The sequence below is a fragment of the Enterobacter sp. TCD1-1 genome (assembly GCF_020567405.1).
GTDB lineage: Bacteria > Pseudomonadota > Gammaproteobacteria > Enterobacterales > Enterobacteriaceae > Enterobacter > Enterobacter quasiroggenkampii.
Window position 1 is genome coordinate 1316126 of the sequence record NZ_JAJCXF010000001.1, and the last position, 18174, is coordinate 1334299.

Sequence of the window (18174 nt, forward strand, 5' to 3'; positions counted from 1 at the left end):
CGTATTGTCGCGCAAAATAAGTCTGAAAATAATGGGTGTTTTTTCCCAGGGATAGCTACATCCGTCTGGTGGACATATCCACAGGAATCCGTACACCTGCAAGGAGAGAAATATGAGTAACATAAAGGTTGTTGATGTCATCATTCGCAAAACGGCGGAGAAAACGAAATTAACCGGCGAAGGGAATTTGTCGGTCTCTATTTCATCCCCGAGCGTGATTGAAATCCAGGGTTCTGCTCAGGATGTGGCGCGTTATGTCCGTCAGGGGAAAGACCTCCTCATTTATATGAAAGATGGCAGCGTGATTCGCTGCAATAACTATTTTGTTGAAGATCCTGAAACGCATACTCAGTCAGAGCTGGTATTCAACGATCGTCAGGAACTGACGCATATTTCTTTTGCCGATGCCGGGGAAGCATCAGGCGTGGCGGTGACCGAGTTAACCGCGCAGGCCACACCGATTAGCAGCATTCAACCTTTCCTGGAGCAGGAAAGCGTCTTAAGCGACGCGCCGTGGGGCTGGATTGCGGGAGCTGCATTAGGCGGCGGTGCCATCGGGGCGTTGCTGGCAAACGGCGGCGACGGCGATACTAAAACAAAAGTTATTGATAATACGAAAGAGGTGGAAAGCGCCACGCCAACCTTCCTGCTGTCGGATAAAGCGGGCGACAAGCAGGGCGTGCTGACAGCAAACGCGATCACGGACGACAACACGCCAACTTTTAGCGGTACCGGTCAGCCGGGCGCGACGATCCAGATCAAAGACAGCAGCGGCAGCACCATCGCCAGCGCCATGGTGAGTAAAGAGGGCACCTGGACGGTAAAATTACCGACCCAGACGGACGGGGAACACACCTGGTCGGTGGTGCAGATCGACGGCAGTAAGACTACCGATGCGGGCAATATCACCGTAACGGTCTCGACCGCCGAGGCCGCCATTACGCTGGCCACCACGGCGGGCGATAACGTGCTTAACGCCAGCGAGCAATCCGCAGGCTTTACGCTCTCCGGCGCCAGCAAGAATCTGGCGCAGGGCACCGAACTTACCGTGACGCTAAACGGTAAAACCTACGCGGCCGTGGTGGGCGCTGACGGGACGTGGAGCGTTAACGTACCCGCGGCCGACGCGCAGGCGCTGGGCGATGGCACCTGGACGGTCAACGTCAGCGGCAAAGACGCGGCGGGTAACACCGTGAGCGGCAGCCAGACAATCGGCGTGGATACCGTCGCGCCAACCCTCTCTGTCGATACCCTCGCGCAGGACAACATCATTAATGCCGCCGAGCACAGCCAGCCGCTGACGCTGACCGGCAAAACGAATGCGGAAGCCGGTCAGATCGTCACGGTCACGCTGAACGGTAAAAACTACAACGCCACGGTGGGCAGCGACGGCACCTGGTCCGTCACGCTTGCGGCGGGCGATGTGCAGGCGCTCAGCGAGGGCAATCACACCCTGACGGTGAACGTCAGCGACAAAGCGGGCAACGGCTCATCTGTCACCGCCGATTTTGCGGTGGATACCACCGCGCCGGTCGTTACCATTGATACCGTGGCGGGCGACGATATTCTCAATACCAGCGAGCAGGGCCAGGCGCAGATCATCTCCGGGCAGGCAAACGGCGCCGCCGCGGGGGATGTGGTCACCGTGACCGTTGGCGGCCAGTCCTTCACCGGCGTGGTGCTGGCGGACGGCACCTGGAGCGTAGGCGTTCCGGCGTCCGTGCTGGGCGCGCTGGGGGAAGGTAACCATACGATTTCAGTTTCCGTGACCGACGCGGCAGGCAACACCGGCAGCGCCACACACGGCATTACGCTGAGCGGCAACCCGCCAGAATTTACGATTGATACCATCAGCCAGGACAACGTGTTGAATGCTCAGGAGGCAATGCAGCCGCTGAGCCTGACCGGCACCAGCAACCTGCCTGACGGCAGCGCCATCACCGTGACGTTGAACAACGTCAGCTATCAGGCCACCGTTGAAAACGGCATCTGGGCGGTCCAGGTGCCGGTTTCCGACGTCCTGAATCTGGCGAACACCCTTTACACCGTCAGCGTCAGCGGTACTGACAGCGTGGGTAACAGCGGCTCTGCCGCGGCGACGCTGCTGGTGGATACCGTGCTGCCGCAGGTGATCATCAACACCTTTGCGGGCGACAACCTGGTCAATAACGCCGAAGCGGGTGTCGATCAAACCCTCAGCGGTCGCGTTACCGGCGCGGCGGCGGGCGATACCGTTTCTGTCACCGTGGGCGGCAAGAGCTACACCGCCACGGTGGGCAGCGATCTGACCTGGAGCGTGAAAATCCCGTCAGCGGATCTTCAGGCGTTCGGCGACGGCGATTTAACCTTCACCGCGTCGGTGACCAATTCGCACGGCAATACCGGTACCGGCGAGCGCGATATCAACATCAACGCACAGCTGCCGGGCCTGCGTGTGAACACCATTTCCGGCGATGACGTGGTCAACGCCATTGAGCAGCAGCAGGATCTGACCGTCACCGGCTCCAGCACCCATCTGGCTGCCGGCACGCAGATTACCGTCACCATCAATAACGTTGAGTACGTTACCGCGGTGAACGCCAGCGGCCACTGGCAGATCGGCGTCCCGGCCGCGGACCTGCAGGCCTGGACGGCGGGAGAGGTGACGGTAAGCGTCAGCGCTGAAGATGCCTGGGGCAATACCGTTGCGGCTGAACACCCGATTGAACTCGATCTGAATGCCGTGGCGGTCACCATTGATACCGTCTCCGGCGACGACCTGCTGAATGCGGCAGAAAAAGGCGCCGATTTAACCCTTTCCGGCCAGACGCAGGGCGTGGAGGCGGGGCAGACCGTGGTGGTGAAATTCGCCGATCAGACCTTTACCGCACAGGTGCAGCAGGACGGCTCCTGGAGCCTGACCGTGCCTGCCAGCGCCATGGAACCCCTGGTCGACGGGCGCGCGCAGGTGAGCGTCAGCGTCACGAACGTCAACGGCAACAGTGCCGACGCGTCGCGCGTGGTCATGGTGGATACGCTGCCGCCAGCGATTACGCTCGATAATCTGACCGCCGACAACATCATCAACGCGGCTGAGGCGCAGCAGGATTTAGCCTTGCGCGGCACCAGCAGTGCGGAAGCCGGCCAGACGGTCACCGTGACGCTGAACGGTAAAACGTATCAGACCACGGTCCAGACGGACGGTACCTGGCAGCTGATCGTTCCGGCGGCTGATGTCGGCGCCCTCAACGATGGCATCGTGACCGTGACGGCCACCGTGAGCGACGTGGCGGGCAACAGCAGCAGCGCCGACCGCGTGGGTCTGGTGGACGCGACCGTGCCGCAGGTGACCATTAACGACTTTGTCACCGACACTAACACCATTAACCAGCTCGCCCATTCACAGGCGCAGATCCTGAGCGGCTCCGTCACCGGTGCGGCGGCGGGCGACCTTGTGACCATTACCATTAACAGCGTCGATTACACCACCGTGGTGGATGCGGCGGGCAACTGGAGCCTTGGCCTGCCGGCGTCCGTCGTGCAGGGGCTGACGGACGGCACCTGGACCATCGACGTCTCCGTGACCGACAGGTCCGGCAATACCGGAAGCACTTCGCTGGACGTGGTGGTGAATACCGTGACGCCTGTCATCGGTATCAACACGCTGGCGGCAGACGACGTGATTAACGCGACCGAGAAAGGCGAAGATCTGCAGATTTCCGGCACCAGCAACCAGCCGGAAGGCTCGACCATTACGGTGACCCTGAACGGCATACACTATACGGCCACCGCTGACGCCAGCGGCAACTGGAGCCTGACCGTTCCAGCGGCAAACGTCTCGGCGCTGGGCGAGGCGAATTACACCGTGACGGCGAGCGTCACCGATAGCGTAGGCAACAGCGCCTCAACCTCGCACGATGTGCTGGTGGACAGCTCGCTGCCGGTGGTAACGATCAACACGCTGGCGGGCGACAATATCGTTAACGCGGCGGAAGTGGCGGCGGGGCAAACCCTGTCCGGTAAGGTGACGAACGCGGCGGCAGGTGACACTGTCACGATTATCCTCGGCGGTCAGACATACACGGCAACCGTGCAGGACGATCTCACCTGGAGCCTGCCGTTAACGGAGAGTCAGTTCACCGCGCTCGGCAATGGCGATCTCACCGTATCGGCCAGCGTGACCAACGGCCACGGCAATACCGGCTCTTCTTCTCTCGACTTCACCATCGACGCCCAGCTTCCGGGGCTGCGTATTGATACGGTCGCAGGCGACGACGTGATTAACGTGATTGAACACGCGCAGAACCTCATTGTGTCCGGCACCAGCACCGATCTGGCGGCGGGCAGCGCCGTGACCGTGACCATCAACGGCAAAGCGTATTCCGCAACGGTGCTGGCAGACGGTACCTGGCAGGCGGCGGTACCGGCGGCGGACGTGTCCCAGTGGGCAGATGGCTCGCTGGATATCAAGGCAAGCGCGCAAGATGCCTCCGGCAACCCGGTAACCATCGGGACCGTCGTGGACGTCGATCTCGCGCCGGTCGCCATCACCATCAGCAGCGTGACCGACGACAACGTGCTTAACGCGGCGGAAAAAGGCCAGGATCTGGTGCTGTCCGGTACGACATCCAACGTTGAAGCGGGCCAGACCGTCACCATCACCTTCGCAGGGAAAACGTATACCACGACGGTGGATAGCAACGGTGACTGGACCTGGACCGTTCCGGCTGCCGATCTGAGCGGCCTGAAAGAGGGTGACGCCAGCGTGCAGGTCAGCGTCACCAACGTGAACGGCAACGCGGTTTCTTCGGCGCAGGCATTCAGCGTTGACACCACCGCGCCGACGGTGACCATTAACACCATCAGCGGCGATAACATGCTGAATGCGGCTGAGGCGGCGCAGGATCTGACCCTGAGCGGGACGTCTACGGCCGAAGCAGGCCAGACGGTCACCGTGATCTTCAACGGCAATCAGTACAGCGCGCAGGTGCAGGCGGACGGCAGCTGGACGCTCGACGTGCCTGCGGCGGATCTGGCAGGCATTACCGACGGCAACGCGGCGGTCACGGCGACCGTGTCCGATAAAGCAGGTAACCCGGCCAGCGCGGGATCCTCGGTGCTGGTGGACACCACCGTGCCGCAGATCACCTTCAACATCGTTGCCGGCGACGACATCGTGAATATTGCCGAGCACGGCCAGGCGCTGATCGTCTCCGGTAAGGTGACGGGCGCGCAGGCGGGCGACGTGATTACCGTGACCCTGAACGGTAAAGACTACACCGCCATGCTGGACGCGTCCGGCAGCTGGAGCGTGGGCGTTCCGGCGGCGGACGTGGGCGCGCTGGTCAACGGTGACCAGACGATCTCCGCGACCCTCACCGACAAAGCCGGTAACAGCGCCACTGCGACGCACGACTTTGACGTCTCCCTGACCGCGCCGGTCATTGCCATCAATACCCTGGCGGTTGACGACGTGATCAACGCGACCGAGAAAGGCCAGGATCTGCAGGTATCCGGCACCAGTAACCAGCCGGACGGAACGACCATTACGGTGACCCTGAACGGAATCAGCTATACGGCCACCACCGACGCGAGCGGGAACTGGAGCGTGACCGTTCCGGCGGCAAACGTCTCGGCGCTGGGCGAAGCGAGCTACGTCGTGACGGCGAGCGTGACTGACGCCGCGGGCAACAGCGCGAGCACCGGCCACAGCGTGCTGGTCGACAGCGCGCTGCCGCAGGTCACCATCAACCCGGTCGCCACGGATGATGTCATTAACGCAGCGGAAGTGGCTGCCGGACAGACCCTGAGCGGGAAAGTGAGCGGTGCGGCGAGCGGTGACACTGTCACCATTTCCATTGGCGGCAATACCTATACCGCGACGGTTCAGGACGATCTGAGCTGGTCGGTTAACGTGCCGTCCTCAGTCTTAACCGCCATCGGTAACGGCGATCTGACAGTGTCAGCCAGCGTCACCAACGGCCACGGCAACACCGGCACCGGCGAGCGCGACATCAGCATCGACGCAAACCTGCCGGGCCTGCGCGTCGATACCGTGGCAGGCGACGATGTGATCAATAGCATTGAGCACGCTCAAAACCTGATTATCACCGGCTCCAGCGACGGTCTGGCAACGGGCGCGGCGCTGACCGTCACCGTCAACGGCAAAACCTACGCCGCCACCGTACTGGCGGACGGCACCTGGACGGCGGCCATTCCGGCGGCAGACGTCAGCGCACTGGCTGCGGGCACGGTCACCGTGACCGTGGAGGGGCAAAGCACCGCGGGGAATCCGGTGACCATCAGCCATGACGTGAAGGTGGATCTGGCGGCAGTCGCCATCAGCATTAACCCGATTGCCTCTGACGACGTGATTAACGCGGCGGAGAAAGGCGCGGACCTGGTGCTGTCTGGCTCCACCACCAACGTGGAAGAAAACCAGACCGTTACCATCACCTTCGGCGGCAAGTCGTACACCGCGACGGTCGATGCCGACGGCAACTGGACGGCTACCGTACCGTCTGCCGACGTGGGCAGCCTGAAGGACGGCGACGCCAGCGTGCAGGTGAGCGTGACCAACGTGAACGGCAACAGCGCCTCGGCGGGCCGCGAGTACAGCGTGGACGCGACCGCGCCGACGGTGTCTATTGAAATCATCAGCGACAACAACATCATCAATGCGGCCGAAGCGCAGCAGGATCTGGTGATTAACGGCGTCACCAACGCCGAAGCGGGCCAGACCGTCACCGTGACCCTGAACGGCGTGGACTATACCACCACCGTGCAGGCCAACGGCAGCTGGAGCGTGACCGTGCCGTCCGCGGATCTTAGCGGTATTACCGACGGGAACTACACCGTCAGCGCCGCCGTATCGGACAAAGCGGGCAACCCTGCCTCCGCGGGTCGCGACGTGCTGGTGGATACCACCGTTCCACAGTTGACCATTCACACCGTGTCCGACGACGACGTGATCAACAGCGCCGAGCATGCGCAGGCCCTGATTGTCACCGGTTCCGTGACGGGTGCGGCGGCGGGCGACGTGGTCACGGTCACCCTCAACGGCAAATCGTACACCGCCACCCTGGACGCCTCCGGCAACTGGAGCGTGGGCGTGCCTGCGGCGGACGTCACCGCGCTGGCCGCCGGGGATTACACCATTACCGCAGCGCTGACCGATAAAGCGGGCAACAGCAACAGCGCCACGCACGGCGTGGCGGTGAACCTGACCGCGCCGGGGCTGACCATTGACACCGTTTCCGGTGACGATGTGATCAATAACACCGAGAAAACCCAGGATCTGACTCTCTCCGGTACGGCTTCCGGCCTGGCGGCAGGCGCGGTGGTGACCGTGATGCTGAACGGCAAAGCGTACAGCGCGCAGGTGGACGATAACGGAAAATGGACCACCACCGTTCCGGCGAGCGAAGTCGGTCAGCTGGGCGAGGCGCTTTACACCGTCACCGCCTCGGCGACGGACAGCGTCGGTAACAGCACCAGCGCGTCGCACACCGTAAACGTGGAGTCCGTTCTGCCGGGCGTGATCGTCAACACCATTGCGGGGGACGACGTCATTAACGCGGCGGAGCTGGCAGCCGGCCAGACCATCAGCGGTAAGGTGGTGAATGCCGAAGCGGGCAACACCGTGACCGTGACCATTGGCGGCAACAGCTACACCGCAACGGTGCAGAACGATCTCACCTGGTCCGTCGATGTGCCTGAATCTGTGCTGACGGCGCTGGGCAACGGCGATTTGACGGTGACCGCCAGCGTGACCAACGGCGTCGGCAACAGCGGATCCGCTGAGCGCGATATCACGATCGACGCTAACCTGCCGGGCCTGCGCGTGGATACCGTGGCGGGCGACGACGTGATCAACAGTATCGAGCACGGGCAGAATCTGATTGTGACCGGATCCAGCGATGGCCTGACCGCAGGTACCACCTTGACCGTCACCGTCAACGGCAAAACCTACCCGGCCACCGTGCTGGCGGACGGCACCTGGCGCGCGGCGATCCCGGCTGCGGACGTGGGTGCCCTGGCGGCAGGCACGGTCACCGTGACCGTGACAGGCCAGAGCAGCGCCGGTAATCCGGTCTCCATCAGCCATGATGTGACGGTGGACCTGGCGACCGTTGCCATCAGCATCGATGCGATTGCCGCCGACGACGTGATTAATGCCGCCGAGAAGGGCGCGGATCTGGTGCTCTCCGGGGCGACCTCAAACGTTGAGGAAAACCAGACCGTTACCATCATCTTCGGCGGCAAGAGCTACACCGCGACCGTAGGTGCCGACGGCAAATGGACGACCACGGTGCCAGCCGCCGACCTGGCGGGTCTGAAAGACGGCGACGCCAGCGTGCAGGTGAGCGTCACCAACGTCAACGGCAACAGCGCCTCGGCGGGCCGCGAGTACAGCGTGGATGCGACCGCGCCGAGCGTGACCATTAACACCCCGGCGACGGACGACATCCTTAATGCCGCCGAAGCGAAGAGCGATCTGACCGTGTCCGGTACCAGTACCGCCGAAGCGGGCCAGACGGTCACCGTATCGCTGAACGGCAAAGACTACACCACCACCGTCAGCGCGGATGGCAGCTGGACGCTGAACATTCCGGCGGCCGATCTGGCAGGATTAACCGACGGCAGCGTCACCGTGACCGCAAGCGTCAGCGACAAGGCGGGTAACCCGGCGTCCGTGGACCACAACCTGACGGTGGATGTGACCGTTCCTGCGGTCACTATCAACACCATCGCGGGTGACGATGTGATTAACGTGGCTGAACACAGTCAGGCACACGTTATCAGCGGCACCGCCACCGGCGCGGCAGCGGGCGATAAGGTGACCGTCACCATCGGCGGCCAGACTTACACTACCGTGCTGGACGCGGCGGGGAACTGGAGCGTGGGCGTACCGGCCAGCGTCATTTCCGGCCTCAGCGACGGCACCGTGACCGTCACGGCGTCGGTCACCGACGCGGCGGGCAACACCGGCACCGGCAGCCATAACGTGACCGTCGATACCGGTCTGCCGTCCGTGGCCTTCAACGCCATCAGCGACGATAACGTGCTGAACGCGGTGGAAAAAGGTCTGGACCTGAGCGTCAGTGGCACCAGCGCCAACCTGGCGGAAGGCACCGTGGTGACCGTGACCCTGAACGGCAAAAACTACACGGCGACGACTGCGGCAGACGGTACCTGGAGCCTGACGGTTCCGGCGGCGGATCTGGCCGGTCTGGGTCAGGCCAACTACACCCTGAACGCGACCGCCACCAACGGGGTGGGCAACAGCGTCAGCAACACCGCGAACCTGCTGGTAGACACCGCGCTGCCAACGGTCACCATCAACACCGTGGCGGGCGATAACGTCATTAATGCGGCGGAAGTGGCCTCAGGCCAGACCCTGAGCGGCAAGGTAACGAACGCGGAAGCGGGCAATACCGTCACCGTGACCATTGGCGGCAACAGCTACACCGCAACGGTGCAGAACGACCTGACCTGGTCCGTCAACGTGCCGTCTGACGTGCTGACCGCGCTGGGCAACGGCAGCCTGAGCGTGACGGCGACCGTCACCAACGGCCACGGCAACACCGGCACCGGCGAGCGCGAGATCGCGATCGACGCTAACCTGCCGGGCCTGCGCGTCGATACCGTCGCGGGCGACAACGTGGTCAACAGCATTGAGCATGCGCAGAATCTCATTGTCACCGGCTCCAGCGACGGGCTGGCACCGGGCACGGCGCTGACCGTCACCATCAACGGCAAAGACTATGCGGCCACGGTGCTGGCGGACGGCACCTGGAGCGCGGCGATCCCGGCTGCTGACGTGAGCGCGTGGCCGGAAGGCACCGTCAAAATCAGCGTCACTGGCGACAGCGCTGCGGGCAATCCGATTAACATCAGCCACGATGTGACGGTAGATCTGGCGACCATTGCCATCAGCATCAATGCGATTGCCACCGACGACGTGATTAACGCGGCGGAGAAGGGCGCGGATCTGGTGCTGTCCGGTGCGACCATCAACGTGGAAGCCGGGCAGACCGTGACCATCAGCCTGAACGGCAAAATCTACACCACCACGGTGGACGACAGCGGCAACTGGAGCTGGACCGTACCGTCTGCGGATCTGGCTGGCCTGAAGGACGGCGATGCCAGCGTGCAGGTGAGCGTCACCAACGTGAACGGCAACAGCGCCTCGGCGGGCCGCGAGTACAGCGTGGATGCGACCGCACCGAGCGTGACCATCAACACTCTGGCGACGGACGACATTCTTAATGCCGCCGAAGCGAATAGCGAACTGACCGTGTCCGGCAGCAGCTCTGCCGAAGCGGGCCAGACGGTGACCGTGTCGCTGAACGGCAAAGACTACACCACCACCGTCAGCGCGGACGGCAGCTGGACGCTGAACGTCCCGGCGGCCGATGTAGCGGCCCTGACGGACGGCAGTGTGACCGTGACCGCAAGCGTCAGCGACAAGGCGGGTAACCCGGTGTCCGTTGATCACAACCTGACGGTGGACGTCACCGTTCCGGCGGTGACCATCAATACCGTGGCGGGTGACGATGTCATTAACCTCGCAGAACACAGCCAGGCGCACATCATCAGCGGCACCGCCACCGGCGCGGCAGCAGGCGATAAGGTGACCGTCACCATCGGCGGCCAGACGTACACCACCGTGCTGGACGCGGCGGGTAACTGGATCGTGGGCGTACCGGCCAGCGTGATTTCCGGCCTCAGCGACGGCACCGTGACCGTGACTGCGTCCGTCACAGACGCGGCGGGCAACACCGGCACCGGCACGCATAGCGTGACCGTCGATACCGGCCTGCCGTCCGTGGCCTTCAACGCCATCAGCGGTGACAACGTGCTGAATGCGGTGGAGAAAGGTCAGGATCTGAGCGTGAGCGGCACCAGTGCCAACCTGGCGGAAGGCACCGTGGTGACCGTGACCCTGAACGGCAAAAACTACACGGCGACGACCGCGGCAGACGGAAGCTGGAGCCTGACGGTCCCGGCGGCGGATCTGGCGAGCCTGGGCGAAGCCAACTACACCCTGAGCGCGGCCGCGACCAACGGCGTGGGCAACAGCGTGAGTAACACCGCGAATCTGGAGGTGGATACCGCGCTGCCGGGCGTCACCATCAACACCATCGCGGGCGATAACGTTATCAACGCGGCGGAAGTGGCCGCGGGCCAGACCCTCAGCGGCAAGGTAACGAACGCGGAAGCGGGCAATACCGTCACCGTGACCATTGGCGGCAACACCTACACTGCGACGGTGCAGAACGATCTGACCTGGTCCGTGAACGTGCCGGAGTCCGTCCTGACGGCGCTGGGCAATGGCGATTTGACCGTGTCAGCAACCGTCACCAACGGCCATGGCAACACCGGGACCGGCGAGCGCGAGATCGCGATCGACGCTAACCTGCCGGGCCTGCGCGTTGATACGGTAGCGGGCGACGATGTGATTAACAGCATCGAGCATACTCAAAACCTGATCGTCTCCGGCACCAGCGACGGGCTGGCGGCAGGCACAACGCTCACCGTGACCGTCAATGGCAAAACCTATGCGGCCTCCGTGCTGGCAGACGGTTCCTGGAGCGCGGCGATACCGGCGGCAGACGTCGCGGCCTTCGCAGCAGGTACGGTCACCGTGACCGTTGCAGGCCAGAGCGCGGCGGGCAACCCGGTGACCATCAGCCATGACGTGTCCGTCGATCTGGCGGCGGTGGCTATCAGCATCGATGCGATTGCCACCGACGACGTGATTAACGCGGCGGAGAAAGGCGCGGATCTGGTGCTCTCCGGCAGCACCTCGAACGTGGAGGAAAACCAGACCGTTACGGTTACCTTCGGCGGCAAGACGTACACCGCGAAGGTGGATGCTGACGGTAACTGGACGGCCACCGTGCCGTCTGCGGATCTCGCGGGCCTGAAAGACGGTGACGCCAGCGTGCAGGTGAGTGTCACCAACGCGCACGGCAACAGCGCGTCGGCGGGCCGGGAGTACAGCGTGGACGCGACTGCGCCAACCGTGACCATTGATACGGTCGCAGGCGATAACGTGATTAACGGCAGCGAAGCGGCTGCGGGCGTTGCCATCTCCGGTACCACCACGGCGGAAGCCGGGCAGACGGTCACCGTGACGCTGGGCGGGAAGAGCTATACCGCGCAGGTGCAGCAGGGCGGCGTCTGGAGCGTGAACGTTCCGGGCAGCGATCTGACCGCACTGGCGGATAGCGGCTACACCGTGCAGGTGAGCGTGAGCGACGCGGCGGGGAACCCGGGCAGCGCGGGTAAGACGATTACGCTTGATACCACGCCGCCGACCATCAGCTTTAACGTGGTGGCGGGCGATGACGTGATTAACAGCGTGGAGCACGGCCAGGCACAGATCGTCAGCGGGTCGGCAACCGGCGCGAGCGTCGGCGATAAAGTGGTTATCACCCTCGGTTCGCACCAGTACACCACTACCGTTGACGCCAGCGGCAACTGGAGCGTGGGCGTTCCGGCCAGCGTGATTTCCGCGCTGACCGACGGCACCGTGACCCTCAGCGCGACCATTACCGACAGCGCGGGTAACAGCAGCACCCAGACCCATGACGTGGTGGTCAACACCGCCTCCGTGGCGCTGACGGTGAACACCGTTAGCGGTGACGACGTCATCAACGCGGCTGAAGCCGGTTCGTCACTGGTGATTAACGGCTCCAGCGCGCAGTTCGCCAGCGGGACTCAGGTCACCGTGACCCTGAACGGCAAGACCTATACCGCCACGATTCAGAACGACGGCACCTGGACGACCACCGTACCGGCCGCCGACGTGGGCGCCCTGGCCGATGGCGCACGCTATCAGGTGTCCGTATCGGCACAGGACAGCGCGGGCAACAGCGCGTCGGCAACGCACGGCATCAGCGTGGATACTACTGCGCCGGTGGTGAGCATTGGGACGCTGTCGGTTGACGACATGCTGAACGCCGCGGAAGCGCAGCAGCCGCTGACCGTGCACGGATCTTCCAGCGCGGAGGCGGGTCAGACCGTTACCGTGACGCTGGGAGGCAAAACCTACACTGCGCTTGTCGGCAGCGACGGCACCTGGACGCTCGACGTGCCGGCAGCCGACCTGGCCGCCCTGAGCCAGGGCGCGCTGACGGTCACTGCCTCGGTCAACGATAAAGCGGGTAATAACGGCCAGACCACGCACACCTTAACGGTAGACACCGTTGCGCCAACCGTGACCATCAGCACTGTGGCCGATGACGATATCGTCAACAACGCGGAGCAGCTGGCGGGCCAGACCATCCGCGGCACTACCACGGCGGAACAGGGCCAGACGGTGACCGTCTCCTTCAACGGGCACAGCTATCAGGCGACCGTCGGGGCAGACGGATCGTGGTCGGTCTTCGTGCCGGGCCGTGATTTCCTCGGCCTGAGCGACGGGGAGTACACCATCACCGCGTCGGTGAGCGACAAGGCGGGCAACCCGGGCAGCGCAACGCACGACGTGACGCTGAACGGCGATGTTCCAACCATCACCATTAACACCTTTGCGCAGGACGACATCGTCAACGCCGCCGAGCACGGCACGCCGCTGGTCATTAGCGGCACCACCGATGCGCCGGCAGGCCAGACGGTGACCATCACGCTGAACGGTAAAACCTATGCGGCTACCGTCCAGAATGACGGTACCTGGAGCTACACGGTGGGAAGCGCTGACGTGACCGCGCTGGCAGACGGCGGCTCGTACGTGATTAACGCGCAGGTCAGCAATACCATCGGCAACAGCGCCAGCGATAACCATACCGTCACGGTCGATCTGACCGCGCCGTCGATGGGGATCGCTATTGATTCGCTGCAAAACGACACCGGCCTGAGCGCAACGGATTTCATCACCAACGACAGCCAGGTCGTCGTCAACGGCTCGCTGACCGCGCAGCTCGGCAATAACGAGAAGGCGCAGATCAGCCTCGACGGCGGCGTCACCTGGATTGACCTGACCGTGACCGGCACCACCTGGCGCTACGCCGATGGCCGCACCCTGACGGACGGGACGTATCAGTACCAGGTCCGCGTGATTGATAACGCAGGCAACGTGGGGGCCACGGACAGCCAGGACGTGTTGATTGACCTGACGAAGCCTGCGGCAACCACCATTACCGTGGATTCCATTACGCAGGATACCGGCCTGTCCGGCAGCGACTTTATCACCAGCGACAACCAGATCAGCCTGAAAGGGACGCTGGGCGCGGCGCTGGGCAGCGGCGACCACGCGCAGATCAGCCTTGACGGGGGCGTCACCTGGACCGACGTCAGCGTCAGCGGCCTGAGCTGGACGTATGTCGATGGCCGCACGCTGACCGACGGGGATTACAACTACCAGCTGCGCGTGATTGACGATGCGGGCAACATCAGCGCCACCGCCTCTCAGGTGGTGACCATTGATACCGTTGCGCCGGACGCCAGCAAAACGATCGCCATCGACAGCATCAGCGACGATACCGGCCTGAGCAGCAGCGACTTTATCACTCGCGACACGTCCCTGACGTTGCACGGCTCGCTCGGCGCGACGCTGGCCGACGGCGAATACGCCCAGATCAGCATCGACGGCGGCGTCACCTGGCAGAACGTGATCGTCACCGGCAACAGCTGGTACTACGTCGATAGCCGCACGCTGGGTAACCAGACCTATGACTACTACGTCCGCGTGGTGGATGCCGCCGGTAACGTGGGGGCCAGCGCCCATCAGCAGGTGACCGTCGATACGGTCGCCCCGGATGCGGCGATTACGGTGACCGTGGATAACATCACCGTCGATACCGGCTTCGACAATAACGACTTCCTGACCAGTTCGACCTCGTACACGCTGCACGGAACGCTCGGCGCAGAACTCGGCGCGGGTGAATTCGTGCAGGTGAGCATGGACGGCGGCACGACCTGGGTATACGCCACCGTCAGCGGGACGCAGTGGAGCTACAGCGACACGCGTACCCTGACCGACGGCAGCCATAACTACCAGGTGCGGGTCGTTGATCTGGCGGGTAACGTTGGGGCCACCACCTCGCAGGCGGTGACGGTGGATACGCAGGCGCCGCAGTACGGCGTCACCATCGACAGCATCAGCGAAGATACCGGCCAGTCCGGCAGTGATTTCATCACCATGGACACCACGCTGACCATCAACGGTTCGCTGGGCAGCGCGCTGGCCAGCGACGAGCGCGTACAGATCAGCCTCGACGGCGGGAATACCTGGCTCGATACCACGGTCACCAACCAGCGCTGGAGCTACACCGATACTCGCGATCTGCCTGACGGGGACTACACCTACCAGGTGCGGATTATCGACCAGGCGGGCAACGTGGGTTCCACCGCGTCTCAGGTCGTCACGGTAGACACCACGCCGCCGACCACGGTTGGCACGGTTGTGAGCTACACCGACGGCGAAGGCGAGCGTCAGGGCACCTTTGGCAGCGCGGTGGCAACGGACGATAACTCGCCGCTGATCAACGGGACGCTTAACCGCGCCCCGGATGACGGCGAGATCGTGCAGCTTTACCGTGACGGGGTCCTGCTCGGCCAGGTGACCATGAACGGCAGCGCAAGCTGGTCCTTCCAGGACAACGGCCTGAGCGACGGGAATCACACCTACATCGTGCGCGTCACCGACAGGGCCGGAAACTACACGGAATCCGACGGCTTCGTGCTGAACGTTGATACCAGCATCCCGACCACCACGGCGGCGATTACCGCGCAGACCACGTCTGATACCACGCCGATCGTCACCGGTACCGTCTCCGCTGACCTGGTGAACGGTGAATATCTGGTGGTGACGGTGAACGGCAAAACCTACACCTCGCAGACCGGCGGTGCGGTGGTGGTCGACCCGGATCACAACACCTGGTATCTGCAGATCCCGGACGGCGATGCGCTGGGCGTGGCGAGCTACAGCGTGACCGCGCAGGTGAAGAGCAGCGCGGGTAACGGCAATACCACGGGTACGGCGACCGGCAGCCTGGTGATTGATACCACCTCGGTGAACACCGACTGGGCAACCACGGCGGGGAACAGCAACAACTCCACCATGACCCTCGGCATGAACAGCAGCGGTCTGTGGAATATCATCGCTAACGGCCAGTCTTACTCCAGCAGCGATAGCTCGACCTATGCCGGCAATACGCTGACTAACACCCGTAACTACTACGTGGTGAGCCAGACCGCCGCCGACTTTGACCGTAACGGCACGCAGGACATTTTCGCCACGGAGACCACCTACTCAGGATCCACGCAGGTGATGTGGACCTACGATGGCAGCACCTATAACGCCAGTCAGCTGGCAATGGGGACCACCATCTGGTACGGCGGCGTCATTGCCTACGATAAAACCGGGGATGGTTATCTGGATCTGGCGTACGGTGACTCCGGCGCGGACTCCATTACCTATCTGATCAACAACAACGGGGTACTCTCGCCTGACGGCACCTACGGTGGCGCGGGGTTCTGGGGACAGTTCACCACCATGCGTGAAATCTCCGGCGTCGATATTAACAATGACGGCACCGTGGATGTGGTTCAGCACACCAACCGCAGCGGCGCGTACTCGTTAACCGTGATCAACAACAACGGCAACGGGACGTTATCCATCGGTCAGAACCTGACTAACGTGTTTGTGGCAAACGCCTCGAATACCACCACGGCGGCGTCCATGACGTGGGCAGACTTCAACGGCGATGGCTACATGGATCTGTACCTGGGCAGCAGCTACAACAACAACGGCGGGGTGATCTACTACAACGACGGCACCGGGAAGCTCTCGGCCACCAAGAGCGCGGTCGAGGCGTCTAACGCAGCGGCGGGCTATCTGTCGGTGGCGGTGGACTGGAACGGTGACGGGCAGATGGACATCGTCAAGCTCAGCACCTACGGCGGCTCGCAGACGGCGACCCTGTTCACCAACAACGGCTACGGCTCCACCTGGACCTCAAGCCAACTGGCGTCCGGCATTGCTTACGCCACCGGCGTGGCGGCAGTGGACTACAACTGGGACGGCGCGCAGGATCTGCTGGTCTCTCAGCAGAACGGCAAGGTGGTGCTGGTGCAAAACAGCAAAACCATTGCTGACGGCACCGCGATGCATCTGCACATTGTCGACAGCGAGGGCATCAACGCCTACTACGGCAATACAGTCAACCTGTACAACGCCGCGGGCGTGCTGGTGGCCTCGCAGATCATCAACGCCCAGTCCGGTATCGGGTCGAACGATACGTCCGCGCTGGTGAGTTTCTACGGGCTGGATCCGAATGAAACCTATTCGGCCGAGATCCTGAAGATCACCAACGGCGTGTCGGATAACGTCACCTGGAGCGGCCTGGAGACGGGCAACGGCAAAGAGGGCTACGTCCTGACGGCCGAAGCGGCCACCGGCGGCCACAGCGGAACCATTACCGGGACCGGGTATAACGACACCTTTATCGCAGAGCAGGGTACCTATACCTACAACGGTTCCGGCGGCTGGACTACCCATTCCGACCATGACACCTGGAGCAACACCGGTGGGATGGACGTGGTGGATTACCGCAATGCGACCTCTGGCGTGACCGTTGACCTGCGCCTCTCAACCGCGCAGGACACCGGCTTCGGCACCACGCGTCTGCTGAACATTGAAGGGATTAACGGCTCGGATTACGACGACGTCATCACCGGCAACAGCGGTGATAACCGGTTCGAAGGCCGCGGCGGAAATGACACCTTCAACATCGGCAGCGGCGGTCACGATACGCTGCTCTACAAGCTGATCAACGCCTCGGATGCCACGGGCGGTAACGGTCACGACGTGGTGAACGGCTTTACGGTCGGCACCTGGGAAGGGACGGCGGACACGGATCGTATTGACCTGCGCGATCTGCTTTCCGGCAGCGGCTATACCGGCACGGGCTCGGCGAGCTACGTGAACGGCGTGGCCACGCTGGACAGCAGCGCGGGCAATATCAGCGACTACATCCGCGTGGTGCAGAACGGCAGCAATACCGAGATCCAGGTTGACCTGGACGGTACCGGCGGTCAGTTCTCGCCAACCACCCTGGTGACGCTGAACGGCGTGCAGACGGATCTGGCGACGCTGCTGGCGAACCATCAACTGTTAATTGCGTAAAACAACGCCGCGGGGAGCGATCCCCGCGGCCTTTTGGCGTTTCTTTACACGAATTG

1 protein-coding gene is annotated in these 18174 nt (G+C 63.0%); it reads left to right on the forward strand.

Translation table 11 applies throughout. The annotated features are described in order from the left end of the window. Positions 1–112 precede the first annotated feature (112 nt). On the forward strand, positions 113–18118 hold the full coding sequence (locus LJA86_RS06420) for an Ig-like domain-containing protein (RefSeq protein ID WP_229225836.1): 18006 nt from the start codon (positions 113–115) through the stop codon (positions 18116–18118). Positions 18119–18174 lie beyond the last annotated feature (56 nt).

Coding starts and splice junctions, on each gene's coding strand:
- LJA86_RS06420 (WP_229225836.1), top strand. CDS start 113: ATGAGTAACATAAAGGTTGTTGATGTCATCATTCGCAAAACGGCGGAG.